Below are 16,107 nucleotides of genomic sequence, written 5' to 3' on the forward strand. Positions count from 1 at the left end.
TCATTCCACAATCGTCACGGTATCTTCCCTGACCTTCCATTCGGAAGAGGGAGCGACGGCGGCATACCCTACGGCAAGGATGGCTGTCGGAACATAGCCGGCGGGAACGCCGAACGAGGAATAGTCCCCAGGCGTCCTGCTGATACGGTTACACCACACCGACGAAAGCCCCAGCGCGTGGGCGGCCTGCATCATGTTGGTCATGGCGCACCCGGTATCCTGGCCGGCGAATGAATTTCCCTGCTGGATGGAGACGATGATCAACGTGGGAGCCTGATAAAAGCTGCCGCCTTTCCCATCTCCGCCGATGGCCAGATCCAGCGCGGAGATCTTCTCTTCATTGCGCAGGACGGTGAAATGCCACGGTTCCTGATGCATGCCGTTGGGGGCGTAGCGCCCCGCTTCGACCACCTGCATCACCAGATCCATCGGGACCTGCTTCTTCATGTACGCCCGCACACTGCGGCGGGACAACAACGATTTTACTACGGTATTCATGAGGTTTTCTCCTTCCCTTCCTTTTCCTGCTTTTGCTCTTTCTGCTCTGTCTGTTGGGCGATGATCCGTCCCATCGGGACGAACCCTTCCCCCATCACCTGGTAGGTCTCATGGACGAACACAAACGCCGTGGGATCCTCGTCTTGGACGATCCTGAGGAGCCGGTTGATCTGCTGGTTGTGCACCACCGCCAAGAGGATGGTCCGCTGCTTGCCGGTGAAGATACCAACCCCGGTGAGCAACGTGCCGCCATGGTGCAGCTCTTTGATGATCCGCTCCCCGATCCTCTGGTGCTTCTCGCTGATGATGTACGCCGTCTTGGCGTACTTCGTTCCGATGGACATCACCATGAAGTTGATCATCTGGCTGGACAGATACAGCTGGATGATGGCGAACAGGCCCCGTTCCAGTCCGAAGACGGCGAAGCCTGCCAGAATGATACAGGCATCGGTGAGGAACAGACAGGTCCCCAGGTTCATCGGCGTGTATTTGTTCAGGATCTGGGCGATGATGTCCGTGCCGCCGGTGTTGGAACCACTGCGCATCACGATGCCGATGCCACTGCCAAGCAGCACCCCGCCGAAGACGGCGGCAAGCAGCGTGTCCATCCGGTCCCCGTAGGTCAGGATTCCATTGTAGCCGGTCAGATTGCCGAACAGGCTGACGAACGCCGACAGGCTCACCGCACCAACCAGGCTCTTCACTCCATAATAGGCGCCGAACACATGCATGCCGATCAAGAACAACGGAACGTTGATCATCAGCATGGAAAGACCAGGATCCCATCCCATCGTATGGTACAGGATCGTGGCGATGCCGTTCACCCCTCCACCGGCGATCTTCGCCGGCGTGGTGAAAACACCTACAGAGAATCCGGCCAGCATCGTGCCGACCAGAATGTACAGATACTCCCGAACAATGTGCCGGTTTTTCATCAGTCAGGCCGCCGGTCTCCAAAGACCAACGTGGCCGAAGGCCGGTCGATGAACAGGTCACAACCGTTATGCCAGCGAAGCATGGCGCACGGCGCGAACGGGGAAGCTTCGTCGAACAGGCACATCGCAACCGCCTTCGCCTTGCGCAGGTCAGGCACCGTCGCAATGATCTTCCTCGCCTTCAGCACCTGCCGGACACTCATCGTGATGGCCTGCTGCGGCACGGCATCCATCTGGGGGAACCATCCCTCGGTGACCTGCTGTTTGCGACACCGGTCAGCCAACGTCACCTGGATAAACGGCTCCTCCGTCTGGATCTTCGCCGTGGGAGGATCGTTGAACGCGATGTGTCCGTTCTCACCCACCCCGATGAACGCCACGTCCACCGACGTATGGGCGATCAAGGCATTGAGCCGTTCGATCTCCTTCTCAACGTCCGGAGCATTGCCGTCAATATAATGCATCGCCCCCAACGTGGGGACTTTGCTGACAAAATAGGTCTTCAGGTAGGAACGGAAGCTTGCCTTGTCCGTCTCAGAAAGCCCAACGTACTCATCCACATGGAACGCCTCGACCTTCTCCCACGGAATATCCTGCTCCACCAAACGGGAGAGCATGTCCAGCTGGGACAGCCCTGTGGAAAGGACGATCACCGCCTTTCCCCGCTTGCGGATCGCTTCCTTGATCCACCACGCGCCAAGATTCGCCGCGCTTTCGGCGAGACTTGCCTTGTCATCACACAATACCACACGCATACCAACGCCTCTTTGCCATTGTATACCGCAACCCCATGCTTCTGCATAGGGGGTCAGACGAACACTTCCTCACTGTTCTTCGCCTGCTGCACGTAGGACTGCAGCGGAATCGCCACCCGACGGAACACATCGGTCAGCGGTACGGAGCCGAACAGGGAAAGCACCTGCTGGTTGAATCCGAAATCAGCCGTAATGGTGGTTACCTTCTGACGGGCCATCTGCCGGGCGAACGCGTCGAACATCAGGCGGAACAACCCCATGCCACGATACGTCGCGTCCACCCCGTAGAACACCAGATTCGCCTCATTATCCTTCACCCCGTAGATCATCATCCCACAGATCTCGCCGGCTGCGCTGCGTGCGAACACGTAGCGCTTTTCCGAAAGTTCCCTCAGGTTGCGCGTCACCAGATCGGGGATTCCTCCGTCGGAGAGGAGACGGGAGAACAGCGCGTCTCCATCCCCCCCACGTTCCGCAAACTCCACGGAGAAATCCTCCAGGAGCAGATCCCCCAATCCTTCCTGATCCTCATCCGTCTCTGATCCGGAAAGGGCGATGGCCCCCCGCTCCTCACGGTACCAGGCGGTCACCACCTTCTCCATCTCATGTTGCTTGAACCCATACCAGGCCTGAAGCAGGCTGCCCTGTTCGGAAAGCACGTCCTTGAACCGACGAAACACCCCTTTGCCCCCCTGCAACGTGGTGGACAACCGATCGCGATAGTACGGATTACGCACCTTATCGATGAATTTTTCCATCAGACGGAACCCATCGGCGCTGGTCCAGTCGGGGAGGTCCAGATACCGGTCTTCCTCGTCCTCATCGGCGTCGATCGCATCGCGTTCGGTGACCAACGCCTCCTTCAGATCCAGGCAGGATTCCGTCTCCTGGTTCTCCATGGCGAAGATGATCTGATCCAGCAATTCGAGGTCAATGCCGGCATGGAATATTTACTTTGCATAGCGTTATTTTACGGCCTGCCGGCCATTTCATCAACCTTGACAATCAAGCCGAAAGAATATGATAGTATACAGGTGAACTTAGATATCCTAACTTATGATAACGAGGAGTTAATCGTATGAGCACAATTGAAAGCATCGAAGCAAGGGAAATCCTTGACTCTCGCGGAAATCCGACCGTGGAGGTCGAAGTTACGTTGGAAGACGGTTCCATGGGACGGGCTGCTGTTCCGTCCGGCGCGTCCACCGGTGTGCACGAAGCGGTGGAGCTTCGTGACGGCGACAAGAAGCGCTATGGTGGCAAGGGCGTGCTGAAGGCCGTTGAAAACGTCAACGAAGTGATCGCCCCGGAGTTGGAGGGTATGGACGCCCTTGACCAGGTGGCCATCGACCGCACGATGATCAAACTGGACGGCACCCCGAACAAGAGCAAGCTGGGCGCCAACGCCATTCTCGGCGTTTCCATGGCCGTGGCTCGCGCCGCCGCCGATTATCTTGCCGTCCCCTTGTTCCGCTACCTCGGTGCCTATCACTCCTGCATCCTTCCCGTTCCGATGGCCAACATCCTCAACGGTGGTGCGCACAGCGACAACAAAGTCGACTTCCAGGAGTTCATGGTCATGCCGATCGGAGCCCCCAGCATGCATGAAGCGATCCGCTGGACCGCTGAGGTGTTCCATTCTCTGAAGAAAGTGCTCGGCGCCAAGGGCTACAATACGGGTGTCGGTGACGAGGGCGGTTTCGCTCCCGACCTTGCAGAGCAACGAAGAGGCGCTCGAGGTGATCATGGAGGCCATCAAGGCCGCCGGATACACCACCGGACGTGACGGCGACTTCATGATCGCCCTGGATCCGGCCGCTTCCGAGCTGTACGACGAGAAAACCGGCAAGTACTGCCTGAAGTGGACCACCAAGGAGATGAAGACCTCCAAGGAAATGGTCGATATGTGGGAAGACTGGGTAACCCGTTACCCGATCATCTCGCTGGAAGACGGCATGGCCGAGGATGACTGGGAAGGCTGGAAGATGCTGACCGACCGCATCGGCGACCGCGTCCAGCTGGTCGGCGACGACCTGTTCGTCACCAACACCGAGCGTCTGAAGATGGGTCTGGAGAAGGGCGTGGCCAACTCCATCCTGATCAAGGTCAACCAGATCGGTACCCTGACGGAGACCTTCGAAGCCATCGACATGGCCAAGCGCAACGGCTATACCGCCGTCGTTTCCCATCGCTCCGGTGAGACGGAGGACAGCTTCATCGCTGACCTGGTCGTCGGTCTGGAGACCGGTGAGATCAAGACCGGTTCAATGAGCCGCTCCGAACGGATCTGCAAGTACAACCAGCTGATGAGAATCGAGGATTACCTCGGGGATACGGCGAAGTACGCAGGCCGCGACGCGTTCCGCGTGCTGAAGAAGCACTAAGGCAACAGGTTTTGCCATGACGGCGTTCCTTTCGGGGGACGCCGTTTTTCATTGCCCGGAAAACCTGCTATGCTCTGTCTGTCATGAGTGAACTCTGTTATCGTTGCTTCAAACCAAAGAGCGCCTGTCTCTGTCCGTACATCAAGGAAGCGGACACCGGGGTGAAGTTTCTCATTTTGATGCATCCCAAGGAAGCGTACCACCAGCGGACCGGCACCGGCCGCCTCGCCGCGCTGTGCCTGAAGGACAGTGAGATCCAGATCGGCGTGGATTTTACCCATGATGCGAAGGTCAACGCGTTGCTTTCCGACCCGCAGTACGAGCCGTACCTGCTGTTCCCTTCCCCCCAGGCGAAGAATGCCCGTACGGTGGAGATTCCACCGGGAAAACAGCTCCTCGTCGTCGTGCTGGACGGCACCTGGCCCTGCGCCCGGAAGATGCTCCGCATGAGCGCAAACCTCCAGGCTCTCCCCACCCTTTCGTTTGTCGGAACGTACCGCTCCGCCTTCACGTTCAAAAGGGAACCGAGTGAGGAATGTCTGTCCACCATCGAGTCCTGCCACTACCTGGTCAAGGAACTCCAAACGGAAGGAAAAGCAAAGATCTGTGATGTCTCGTCGATGCTCACCGTTTTCCAGAAAATGGTGGCGCACCAGATCGTGTCGGAACACCAGCGAAAGGAAGCCGAAGCGAACGGGGTGGAAGATTCATTCCACCACCGTGGTCGTTCATGACAGCGCCTGTTTGATCTCGCTCCAGGAAAAGCCCTTGCGTAGCAGTTTTGCCACCAGCTTCTGTTGATCGCTGGTGGTGCGACGGGCCATTGCGACCGCCTGGGAAAGGAATGCCTCACCCTGTTCGGCGAACGCGGCATCCACCGCTCTGGCCGCTTCGTCCCGGGAAATTCCCTTGGCCACCAGACGCTGGACCAACAGCGGCTTTCCTTCCGGATTCCTCCGTTGACGGGAACGGATCATCGACTCGGCGTAGCGCGCCTCATCCAACGAGCCTTCTTCCTTCAGTTGGGAAATGACGGGATCGATATCCTCGCCGAAGAACCCACGGGCCTGGAGTTTTTCCTTCAGTTCCTTGGTGGTGTGTTCCCGCATGGAGAGGAGGGAGAGCGCCTTCTCCTGGCAATCGTCACGCCGCTTCAGGCGCTTGATCTCCTGATACTGCCTCTCATCCAGTTCCTGTCCCTCGGACAGGTGCCAGGCGGAAAGCTGTCGTGCCGAGATATGAAAAGGAGGATCCTCCTTGGCAATGGCAAACCATCCATTGCCGGAAGATCCTCGCTTGATGACCGCGTACGCCACAGGTTAACGCTTGCTGAACTGGAACCGGCGGCGAGCGCCTTTCTGGCCGTACTTCTTGCGTTCGACCATACGGGAGTCCCGCGTAAGGAATCCACCAGCGCGGAGCGCAGCCTTGGAGGCTTCATCCTGCTGGAGCAACGCGCGGGCGATGCCCATGCGGCAGGCACCAGCCTGTCCGGCGGGGCCACCACCGACCACATTGATCAGGATGTTGAACTTGGTCAGATTGTCCGTGGCTTCAAGGGGCTGCTTCACCATGAAGGTCAGCAACTCATTGCCGAAATACTCGTCAACGCCACGGCCGTTCACCGTGATCTTCCCGTCACCTTCGCGAAGGTAGACACGGGCAACAGCGGTCTTGCGTCTCCCGACACCACGGCCGAGATCCTCGACGACTTTCTTTTCTTCTTTCTTCGTTGTAGCCATTTCCTCTGCTCCTACTTCACTTCGATGACTTCAGGTTTCTGAGCCATGTGCGGATGATTCGGTCCCGCATAGACGTGGACGTTTTTCATCAGACGACGTCCAAGCCTGTTGTTGGAAAGCATGCCTTTGACAGCCACTTCCATAGGATACACAGGATTGCGCTTCAAGGTGGTGATGTAGTTCTCCGCCCGCAGGCCACCGATGTACTGTGAATGCCGGTAATACATCTTGTCGTGCGCCTTGTTGCCGCTCAAAACGGCCTTCTCCGCGTTGATGATGATGACGTAGTCACCGATCTCCTGATGAGGAACATACTCCGGCTTGTGTTTGCCGCGGACAAGACTGGCGGCCAAAACCGCGACTTTTCCGAGTTCCTTTCCCTCAGCGTCGATCAGATACCACTTGCGGGTAAACTGTGACGGCTTCAAAAAAATAGTGTCCATTCTGAACCCCAATTCCTTGCAGGATATTCCCTGCGATTTCAGCTCCCCGCCATGGGCAGGTGCCCGCTCCCGCAACCTTCCATCGAATGGCCCTGTTCCTTCGTTCCTCCGGCGAGCATACCAGATTCCCTCATTGAACCCGAACCAATCCCATCTCCCTGCACCCTGATGGTTTCCAAACGGCTTCCGGCGCGTTCCCTGGGAAAGGAATGGATCAGCACCTGCGTCCGTTGGTACGCCATCCGGGCCCTGAAGGTGGAAACACCAACAAAAGGTCCCGTTCACGTAAAACGTTCCGTCAAAAGACGGCAACCGACATACTATACCGATTCCCCAATCTCTGTCCAGAGAACGAGCAAGATCAGTCGCTGATTTTCTCCAGTTTGGCGTACTTGCTGATGAACGTCGCCGTTTTCCCAGAATCAAAATGGACGACGATCACCTCGGGGCCTCCGCTCTTCTTGACCTCCTGGATGTACCCCGGGCCATACGACTCGCTGAGCACCCGCTCTCCCCGCTGGAAAATCCCCCCGTCCGTCGCCTCCGTATGGGTGACGGTATAGGTGAACGGCTTGGCTTCCGATCCGAATCCTTTGTGCAGCAACGAGGAACCGGAGGTGGCGAACACACCGCTGCGCCGTGGCCGGGTTCCGTCGCCGGTGGTGGGGCGATGGCTCCTGCGCTCCTCCAGCGAACCCATGCCGTTCCATCCGGAAGCTGGGGCCCACACGTCTTCATCGTGCGTTTCCACCAACCCGTCGGTGATCTCCCCAAGGAACCTGCTTGGCTGGTTGTACCGTGTCTGTCCGTACAAGCGGCGCTGCCGGCAACTGGTAAGCACCAGCTGGCGCTTGGCACGGGTGACGGCCACGTAGAAAATCCGCCGTTCTTCCTCACAGGACGGATCCTCGTCGATGGACATCGAGCTGGGGAACAACCCTTCTTCCAGACCAACCACGTAGACGTTGTCGTACTCCAAACCTTTGGTGTTGTGCATGGTGATCAACGTGACGCCCGGTTTGTCCGCCGGATCCAGGTATCCGATGGTCGTCGTGTCCAGCGCCAACGTCTCCAGGAACGCGGAAAGCGCAGAGCGGTCCTCCCCGTACTGGGACGCCTGGGTGACCAGCGTATCGAAATCAGCCACTCTGCCGCCCCCTTCCCGCTCACGCCCTTCCTTCTTGTCCAGTTCGGTGTACAGGGCGATCACGCCACTCTGGGAGAACAGCTTCTGCAGGGCGTCGGACAACTTCGCCTGGTCGAGCAACGCCCCGCATTCAGAGAGGAGATCAAAGAAGCGCAGCGCGCCTTCCTTCGCCTTTCCTGACAGCGGCGCCGTCTTCAGCGCCTGGATGTAATCGTTGTCCGCCGCCTCCGCCGTCGCCTCGATGGCGGCAAGCGCCGTCTTTCCGATGCCACGGGCAGGCTTGTTGACCATCCGGCGGAAACTGACCACGTCCTTGGGATTGCACAGAAGGTACATCAATGACAGACCATCCTTGACCTGTTCACGATCGTAGAACTTCAGCGCACCGACCACCTTGTACGGGATGGTGTACCCCGGCTTGACGAATTCCTGCTCAAACAGACCGCTCTGGGCGTTAGTGCGGAACAGTACCGCCGTGTGGTCATAGTCCCCCTGGGATTTGATCATCCGCGCGACCAGCGACGCCTCGGCCTGCTCGTCATGCAGAAAGAACAGTTTCGGTTTGGGTCCGTCGTTGTTCTCCGTCCACAGTTTCTTCAGGTCGCCGCCCTTGTGGTTGTGGAGGATGACGCTGTTTGCCACGTTGAGGATGCTGGGAGTGCTGCGGTAGTTCTGTTCCAACTTGATCACCCGGGTAGCCGGATACGCCTTGCGGAAACTGTCGATGTTGCCCACCTCGGCGCCCCGGAACCGGTAGATGCTCTGGTCGTCATCCCCGACGACGCAGAGGATCGCCTGGGGGCCGGCCAGCTTCTGGAGCAGGCGGAACTGCATCACGTTGGTATCCTGGTACTCATCCACCAGAATCATTCGGAACCGGTTGTGGGCCCAATGCGCCACATCCGGGTCATCCAGAAGTTCCGTAGTCCGGAGGATCAGATCGGCGAAATCGACGCATCCCGTCTGCCTCAGCGTCTCCTGGTACCTGCGGTACATCTCCCACAGGAGCTGGTCCGGCCCCTTCTGGATCACCGTCGGGTCCACCCCGCGGTCCTTCAGCAGGCTGATCTTCTTGGCGTAGCCACGGAGCACCTTGACGTCATAACCGCTGTACGCCTTGCGCAGCACTTCCAGTGACGCGTCATCGTCGTAGATGGTGAAGTTCGGGGACAATCCCGCCTTGTCGGAGAACATCCTCAGCACCCACGCGCCGAAGCTGTGGAACGTCCGGATGACGCACTCCTTCATATCAGGCCGGTCGGGCAGCATGGAGACGGCCCGTTCCTTCATCTCGTTGGCCGCCTTGTTGGTGAAGGTGACCGCAAGAATCTGGCGGGGCGGAATGCCCAGGACGGAGACGGCGTAGGCGATCTTCGTCGTGATGACCCGCGTCTTGCCCGAACCTGCACCTGCCAGGACGAGAAGCGGAACGGAGTTTTCCTCCACCGCTTCCCGTTGCTGGGGGTTCAGACGGTCCAACAGCTCATCCATCATGTCGCCACCGCCTCCAGATCCAGCCCGTTGACCGAACGGATCCCCGCCGTGACGATCTGTCCGGCCTTCAAGCCGCTGCCCAGCACGACGGTCAGGCCATCCACCTCCGGCGCCTGGCTGTAGATCCGTCCAATGGCCATGTCCTCCCCGTTCACTTCCTCTTCCAGAAGCACGGGGAACGTGCGGCCGACGAACCGTTTCAGACGACTTTGGGTGATGCCGTCCTGGATGGTCTCCAGTTCCTTCTTCCGCCGGTTGGCGGTGCGCTGGATCGCCTCATGTTCCTTTTCGCTGCGCATCCGGTACGCTTTGGTCCCTTCCTCCCTGCTGTAGACGAACGCCCCCATCCAATCGAACTGGGCGTCGATGACGAACTGGCGAAGCGTGGCGAACGCTTTGGCGTCCTCTCCGGGGAAAGCCGACCATCAAGGTGGTGCGGATCACCGCGTCAGGCAAAATGTCCCGGATATGCCGGACCAGGTCCAGATACCGCTGGGGGTCCCCGGTGCGCCCCATGGCGGCCAGAACCTCCTTGTCGGCGTGCTGGGCGGGGAGATCGAAATAAGGAAGCAGCCTGTCATGCTCCTTCACATAGGAAGGAAGCCAGTCGGGGAAGAAATCGGGATGGATGTACAGCATCCGCATCCGCCAGGATCCGGGGACGTCCATCAAACCGTCCAGCAACTCCCGGAAATGGCTCTGCCCGTCCCAGTCCTTTCCGTAGGCGGCCAGATCCTGGGCGATCAGATTGATCTCCTTGACGCCGTGGGAGACCAGATCCTCCATCTCGTCCTGAACGCTGGAAAGCGGCCGGGAACGGAGCGGACCACGGATCAACGGGATGGCGCAGTAGCTGCACCAGTGGTTGCATCCCTCGCTGATCTTCAGATACGCGGAGCCGGGGTAGCCAAGCAGCTGCCCCCGCTGGTAGGTTTCCTTGTCAGGATCCGGATAGGCGGGAACGACCAGAGCCCGTTTGCCGTCCAGCACCTTTCGGGCGACCTCGGAGATCCGGGACAGATCCCGGTTGCCGAAGATGGCGGACGCCTCGGGAAGGTCCTTGTACAACTCATCGCTGTACCGCTGGGCCAGACATCCGCCGACGATGACTTTCGCCGTCGGATTGAGCTTGCGCAGTGAAAAGAACGTGGAAACGCTCTCCTCCCTGGCTTTCTCGATGAACCCGCAGGTGTTGACGATGATCAGATCCGCCTCTGCGGCATCCTCGGTGCGTTCGAATCCGTCATCGGCCAGCCGCTTGAGCATCACTTCCGCGTCCACCTGGTTCTTTGCGCACCCCAGGTTCTCCACATACACTTTTTTCGCCATCTCGGACCTCTCGGAGTGTACCATACCCGAAAGGAGACGTCATTGCAAGCCAAAAACCACTATCTTGTTTTCATCCATGGACTTATTTTTTTCTTTCCAAGTTTCTTGCATAAATATGTTTCTTGCTATAGTATGGAAAAACGCTGTTTTCAGGGGTGTTTCCCATCCCCTCAGGTATCTCTCATTACGAGGTTGCAATGATCAAATACATCATTAAACGAATCATTGGCATGATTCCCACCTTGCTGATCATCATCACGCTGAGCTTCTTCATCGTGCGTGTGGCTCCGGGAGGCCCATTCGCCACGGAACGCGCCATGCCGGAAGTCATCGAAGCGGAACATCAAGGCGAAGTACCACATGGATGAGCCATTGATCAAACAGTATGGCCGGTATCTGTTCGACGTCATGCGGGGAGATCTCGGTCCGTCGTACAAATACAAGGACTACGACGTCAACTACTACATCTTCAACAGCCTGCCCAACTCCATGGTGCTGGGGACCATCTCCATGGCCATCGCCTTGGTGGTGGGCATTCTCCTGGGAGTCTTGGCGGCGATCTACCAGAACTCCTGGGTGGATTATCTCTGTATGGCGTTCGCCGTCATGGGGATATCCATACCACTGTTCGTCATCGCGCCAATCCTGCAGATGATTTTCGCCTTGAACCTCAAATGGTTCCCCACCAGTGGATGGTACACCACCGGCCAAGGGTGGAAATCAGTGGTGCTTCCCGCCATGGCCCTTTCCTTTGAGTATTTCGCCACCATTGCCCGTCTTACCCGCTCTTCCATGCTGGAGACGTTGCGCAGCGACTACATCCGGACAGCGAAGGCCAAAGGCATGAAAGGCAGCCAGATCATCATGAAGCATGCCATGAAGGGGGCAATGCTCCCGGTAGTCAGCTATCTGGGACCGGCGTTCGCCGGCATCATCACCGGTTCGGTGGTCGTCGAGCAGATCTTCCGTGTCCCGGGACTGGGCAAGTTCTTCGTGCAAAGTTCGTTCAACCGTGACTACACCCTGATCGTCGGCGTCGTCATCGTCTATTCGGTCATTTTGGTGTTCATGAACCTGATCGTGGACATCGTCTATGCGCTGCTTGACCCGCGCATCACCTACAAATAAGAGGTCCAGGAATGGCAAAGAAACAAGAACAGGCAGTCAATGAATTCAACCAGGTGGTGGAAGGGAACAGCCTGGGAAAGGATGCATGGAGACGACTGAAGAAGAACAAGATGGCCATCATCGGCATGGTGACCGTCATCGTCTACGCGCTCCTCTCGGCGTTCGCTCCCCTGCTTCCCCTGCATCCGTACGATGAGATCATCCTGGACCACCAGCAGCTTCCTCCCTCCCTGCACGCCACGGCGGGAGAACTGATGCTGAAGAACAAACTGCAGGACATGTACTTCCAGGCATGGAGGAACGGAGAACTGAAGCTCACACCGGAGCAGGACGCACAGATCAAGGCGTGGATCAAGGACAGCAAGACGACCAAGGTATGGTCTCTGGTGTACACCGAAGGCGAAGCCCAACGGCAAGCCGGTACGTTTGCGTTCAACGCCTCGGCGCAACGCACGCTGGATCGTCTGCAGACAAAGATTGCCAGCGAACTGTTCGTCACCATCTCCAAGGCATACTACACGGACAGTGACGGCAAGAAGCACGACATCTCCAAGATGAGTTACCAGGAACTGGTCCCCATCTACGCCGACTTGATCGGAGCCGACCAGCAGAAGATCATCGCGCAGACGGAAGTCGAGGTGAAGAACCAGATCCTCAACGACGTCAAGGCGAAGACCCCTGACCTGAGTGATGAAGACGCCCAATTGAACGTGGAATTGGAACTGAAGAGCATGGGAGAGAAAGGATTCAACGAAACGGCGCGCCAGAACGTCTATGGCAAAATCCTCACCCAGGCGCAGAAGACCTGCGAACGGGATCTGACCAAGCAGGCGAAAGATGGGACGGTCACCTTCCCGCTGAAGGAAAGCTACCAGCTGAATGACTCCATTGATCTTTCCATCGAGGCATCCAAGAAGCACAGCAGACGATATCTGCTCGGCACAGACTACGTTGGCCGTGACATGCTCAGCCGGATCATCTACGGCGGACAGGTGTCCATCGCCATCGGCCTGGTCGGCACACTGACATCCGTGTTGATCGGCATTCTGATCGGCGCTCTTGCCGGATACGTCGGCGGCAAGACGGATTACATCCTGATGCGTATCGTCGACATCATGTACGGACTGCCGTACATGCTGCTCGTCATCATCTGCATGGCCATCTTCGGGCGGAACATCATCAACCTGTTCGTCGCCTTGGCCATGGTAAGCTGGCTGACCATAGCCCGTATGGTGCGTGGCCAGATCATGAGTCTGAAGAACAGCGAATTCGTCGAGGCGGCCCGTTCGATGGGAGCTTCAACCTGGCGGATCATCCTGAAGCATATGATCCCCAACTCCCTGTCCGTCATCATCATCTACTCCACCCTCCGCGTCCCGGCGTTCATCATGCAGGAATCGTTCCTGTCGTTCCTCGGCCTTGGCGTCCAGGCACCGTACGCGTCCTGGGGATCGTTGGTTGGAGACGCAGTGGATGGCATGACGCTGTATCCATGGCGTCTGCTGTTCCCCGCCCTGGCGATGACCATCTTCCTGTTCGCGATGAACTTCTTCGGTGATGGGTTACGCGACGCCTTCGACCCGCAGTCGAAGAACCAACTGTAAGGAGGCCGACACATGTTGAAACCGAACGCAAAGACCGTGTTGGAGGTCAAGGACCTCCAGACCTATTTCCGGACGGACGCCGGCATCCTCAAGGCGGTTGACGGAGTATCCTTCACGCTTCATGAAAATGAAACCCTCGGCCTGGTCGGGGAATCGGGAAGCGGCAAAAGCGTGACCAACCTGTCCATCATGCGGTTGGTCCAATCCCCTCCGGGAAAGATTGTCGGAGGCCAGATTCTCTTCGAAGGAGAGGACATCCTCAAGTTGCCGGAGAGCGAACTGCGCAACATCCGGGGCAACAAGGTCAGTATGATCTTCCAGGATCCGATGACCAGCCTGAACCCGTTCCTGAAGATTTCCACCCAGATGGTGGAGACGATCCGGCTCCACGAGAATAGCATCAGCAAGAAAGAGGCGTTGCAACGCTCCATCGACATGCTGAAGCAGGTCGGCATCCCGGCGGCGGAAAAGCGGATCTTCTGCTATCCCCACCAGTTCTCCGGTGGCATGCGCCAACGGGTGATGATCGCCATGGCCCTCTCCTGCAAGGCGGAAGTGTTGATCGCCGATGAACCAACCACCGCCCTGGATGTCACCATCCAGGCGCAGATCCTTGAATTGATCCAGAAGCTGTCCCGTGAACTGGGGACGGCCGTCATTTTGATCACCCACGACCTGGGCGTGGTCGCCGGCATGTGTGACCGCGTCTGCGTCATGTACGCCGGACGAATCGTCGAGCAGGCGTTGACCGACGACCTGTTCGCCCGTCCGCTCCACCCCTACACCGAAGGCTTGATCGCCAGCGTCCCGCACATGGATCCGGCAAGCAAGGCGAAACGGCTGTTCTCCATCGAAGGACAACCACCCAACGTCATTGACCTGCCCCCGTGCTGCCCGTTCCATCCGCGATGCCACAAGTGCATGGAAATCTGCAAGCACGCCTATCCGCCGTATCACCAGATGGATGCCGAACACAGCGTCTCCTGCTGGCTGTACGCTACGGAAGCGGAAAAACAACAGGCCTTGAAGGAGGAGAAGGCATGAGCGAACCACAGAAAAAGCCCTTGCTTGAGGTCAAAGGCCTGAAGCAATTCTTCCCTATTTCCAGCGGATTCTTCAACCGCAAGACCAGTTACATCCGCGCGGTGGATGACATCTCCTTCGATGTATACCCCGGCGAGACGCTGGGAATCGTCGGTGAATCCGGATGCGGCAAATCGACCACCGTCCGTTCCATCGCCCAGCTGTACAAGCCCACTGCGGGCCAAGTGCTGTTCGAGGGAAAAGACCTGTGCAAATCCACCGAGCAGGAAATGCTGATGGCCCGCAAGAACATGCAGATGATCTTCCAGGATCCGTACGCGTCCCTGGACTCCCGCATGACGGTGCGCTCCATCATCGCCGAGCCGCTGATCATCTACAACAAACGGAACATGCTGGAGAAGCATCTCTCCAACGATGAGATTGAGGAACGGGTCGAAAGCCTGATGGAACGGGTCGGCCTGAACCGGCTGTTCAAAAACCGTTATCCCCACGAATTCTCCGGTGGGCAACGGCAGAGGATCGGCATCGCCCGGGCCCTTGCCCTGCAGCCGAAGATTATTCTGGCCGATGAACCGGTCTCCGCGCTGGATGTTTCCATCCAGGCGCAGATCCTCAACCTCCTTGCCGACCTGCAGGAAGAGTTCGGACTGACCTACGTGTTCATCGCGCACGACCTTGCCGTCATCCAGCACATCTCGACCCGCGTGGCCGTCATGTACCTGGGCAAACTGATGGAACTGGCCGACGCGTTGGAACTGTACGCCCATCCGCTGCATCCCTACACCGAGGCGCTTCTCTCCGCCGCCCCGATCCCCGATCCCAAGATTGAGCGGAAGCGGCAACGGATCATCCTTACCGGTGACGTTCCGTCTCCGGACCACATCCAGCCGGGCTGTTACTTCTACGACCGCTGTCCGAAGAAGATGCCGTTCTGCAAGGACCACATCCCGCCATTCTTCGAGATCAACGAAGGACACAAAGTCGCCTGCTGGCTGTACGACAAAGAACACCACGCATAACACAAAGACCTGCCGGTTGGCAGGTCTCTTTTTGCGTCAAGCAAAACAAGGAAAACGAATCGGTTACAGTCCGTAAATCCGACGGACCAGCTTCAGGTCATCATCCGACGAACGCGCCAAAGCGAGGACGATGTCCAGCGGGAGCATCCGCTCCTCGCCCGGTTTGACCGGCCCTCCGGCTCCGACGCCCGGCTCCTCACCGGTTGCCAGGTATTCCACCGATGTCCTGATCAGTTTCGCGATCTTGCAGGCTGTGGTGATGGAGGGGAAAATTCCCCGTGACCGCTGGGTGATCAACAGAGGATAGCTCAAATCCAATTTGTCGGTGATTTCCTTGATGGAAAGCCCTGATTTTTTACGTTGTTCGTCAAAACGTTGCCAAAACGCTTTCGCTTCTTCTTCTTTCATGGCCGTAGTGTACGCATGTGATTTCGTATTCACAAGGTTATGTAACAAAAGTTCAATTTACTTCACAGAACCATCAATGATTCATCACCTAACCTCTTTGTTCCGCAAACAAACCAACCGTTTGGCGTGATTCTCTCCTTATTTCTTCAAATAAAAAAAATCCTCTGGCACAACGCC

The 16,107-nt window shown here is 57.7% G+C and carries 15 protein-coding genes and 2 pseudogenes; 6 read left to right on the top strand and 11 right to left on the bottom strand.

Annotated features, from left to right (window positions below; all coding sequences use genetic code 11):
* The 4 genes from LKE28_10980 to LKE28_10995 are packed head-to-tail and all read right to left on the bottom strand — an operon-like array spanning position 1 to position 3,111.
* Positions 1 to 498, bottom strand: a complete 498-nt coding sequence (locus tag LKE28_10980) for a nitroreductase family protein (protein MCH3908721.1) — start codon at positions 496 to 498, stop codon at positions 1 to 3.
* Positions 495 to 1,433 carry a YitT family protein gene (locus LKE28_10985; GenBank protein MCH3908722.1) on the bottom strand — a complete coding sequence of 313 codons (939 nt, stop codon included), beginning with the start codon at positions 1,431 to 1,433 and terminating at the stop codon, positions 495 to 497. The genes LKE28_10980 and LKE28_10985 overlap by 4 nt, the downstream gene beginning before the upstream one ends.
* Positions 1,433 to 2,188, bottom strand: a complete 756-nt coding sequence (locus LKE28_10990) for a 6-phosphogluconolactonase (protein ID MCH3908723.1) — start codon at positions 2,186 to 2,188, stop codon at positions 1,433 to 1,435. Before LKE28_10990 ends, LKE28_10985 begins: the two co-directional genes overlap by 1 nt.
* 53 nt (positions 2,189 to 2,241) lie before the next feature.
* Positions 2,242 to 3,111 (bottom strand): UPF0158 family protein, encoded by an 870-nt coding sequence (locus LKE28_10995; protein MCH3908724.1) that lies wholly within the window; start codon positions 3,109 to 3,111, stop codon positions 2,242 to 2,244.
* Positions 3,112 to 3,266: 155 nt separating this feature from the next.
* Between LKE28_10995 and eno the strand changes: the two are divergent.
* Together eno and LKE28_11005 are read left to right on the top strand one after the other, a co-directional pair.
* Positions 3,267 to 4,572, top strand: a pseudogene (eno, locus tag LKE28_11000) (phosphopyruvate hydratase).
* A gap of 83 nt (positions 4,573 to 4,655) precedes the next feature.
* The gene (locus tag LKE28_11005) at positions 4,656 to 5,306 is read left to right on the top strand and encodes a DTW domain-containing protein (protein MCH3908725.1); all 651 of its coding nucleotides are present in this window, start codon (positions 4,656 to 4,658) and stop codon (positions 5,304 to 5,306) included.
* Here the strand turns inward: LKE28_11005 and LKE28_11010 are convergent.
* The 6 genes from LKE28_11010 to LKE28_11035 form a co-directional block, all read right to left on the bottom strand.
* Positions 5,301 to 5,888, bottom strand: a complete 588-nt coding sequence (locus tag LKE28_11010) for a RecX family transcriptional regulator (protein MCH3908726.1) — start codon at positions 5,886 to 5,888, stop codon at positions 5,301 to 5,303. The genes LKE28_11005 and LKE28_11010 overlap by 6 nt on opposite strands.
* A gap of 3 nt (positions 5,889 to 5,891) precedes the next feature.
* Positions 5,892 to 6,314, bottom strand: coding sequence for a 30S ribosomal protein S9 (gene rpsI, locus LKE28_11015; protein MCH3908727.1), 423 nt, complete (start codon positions 6,312 to 6,314; stop codon positions 5,892 to 5,894).
* 11 nt (positions 6,315 to 6,325) lie between these two features.
* Positions 6,326 to 6,757, bottom strand: coding sequence for a 50S ribosomal protein L13 (gene rplM / locus LKE28_11020; protein ID MCH3908728.1), 432 nt, complete (start codon positions 6,755 to 6,757; stop codon positions 6,326 to 6,328).
* Positions 6,758 to 7,118: 361 nt separating this feature from the next.
* Positions 7,119 to 9,398 (bottom strand): ATP-dependent helicase, encoded by a 2,280-nt coding sequence (locus LKE28_11025; protein MCH3908729.1) that lies wholly within the window; start codon positions 9,396 to 9,398, stop codon positions 7,119 to 7,121.
* Positions 9,395 to 9,745: a hypothetical protein gene (locus LKE28_11030; protein ID MCH3908730.1), complete on the bottom strand. Its 351-nt coding sequence runs from the start codon at positions 9,743 to 9,745 to the stop codon at positions 9,395 to 9,397. The genes LKE28_11025 and LKE28_11030 overlap by 4 nt, the downstream gene beginning before the upstream one ends.
* Positions 9,675 to 10,727, bottom strand: coding sequence for a MiaB/RimO family radical SAM methylthiotransferase (locus tag LKE28_11035; GenBank protein MCH3908731.1), 1,053 nt, complete (start codon positions 10,725 to 10,727; stop codon positions 9,675 to 9,677). Before LKE28_11035 ends, LKE28_11030 begins: the two co-directional genes overlap by 71 nt.
* 197 nt (positions 10,728 to 10,924) lie before the next feature.
* Between LKE28_11035 and oppB the strand changes: the two are divergent.
* From oppB to LKE28_11055, 4 genes and pseudogenes are all read left to right on the top strand, one after another.
* Positions 10,925 to 11,855 (top strand): annotated as a pseudogene (oppB, locus tag LKE28_11040) (oligopeptide ABC transporter permease OppB).
* 11 nt (positions 11,856 to 11,866) lie between these two features.
* On the top strand, positions 11,867 to 13,459 hold the full coding sequence (locus LKE28_11045; GenBank protein MCH3908732.1) for an ABC transporter permease: 1,593 nt from the start codon (positions 11,867 to 11,869) through the stop codon (positions 13,457 to 13,459).
* A gap of 12 nt (positions 13,460 to 13,471) precedes the next feature.
* A complete protein-coding gene (locus LKE28_11050; GenBank protein ID MCH3908733.1) occupies positions 13,472 to 14,503 on the top strand; it encodes an ABC transporter ATP-binding protein in 1,032 nt (343 codons plus the stop codon).
* Positions 14,500 to 15,522, top strand: coding sequence for an ATP-binding cassette domain-containing protein (locus LKE28_11055; protein ID MCH3908734.1), 1,023 nt, complete (start codon positions 14,500 to 14,502; stop codon positions 15,520 to 15,522). The genes LKE28_11050 and LKE28_11055 overlap by 4 nt, the downstream gene beginning before the upstream one ends.
* A 63-nt stretch (positions 15,523 to 15,585) precedes the next feature.
* Here LKE28_11055 and LKE28_11060 read toward each other — a convergent pair whose 3' ends face one another.
* Positions 15,586 to 15,930, bottom strand: a complete 345-nt coding sequence (locus tag LKE28_11060) for a hypothetical protein (GenBank protein ID MCH3908735.1) — start codon at positions 15,928 to 15,930, stop codon at positions 15,586 to 15,588.
* Positions 15,931 to 16,107: the final 177 nt, after the last annotated feature.

Origin of the sequence: Sphaerochaeta sp. (assembly GCA_022482495.1) — a bacterium.
Classification (GTDB): domain Bacteria; phylum Spirochaetota; class Spirochaetia; order Sphaerochaetales; family Sphaerochaetaceae; genus RUG023.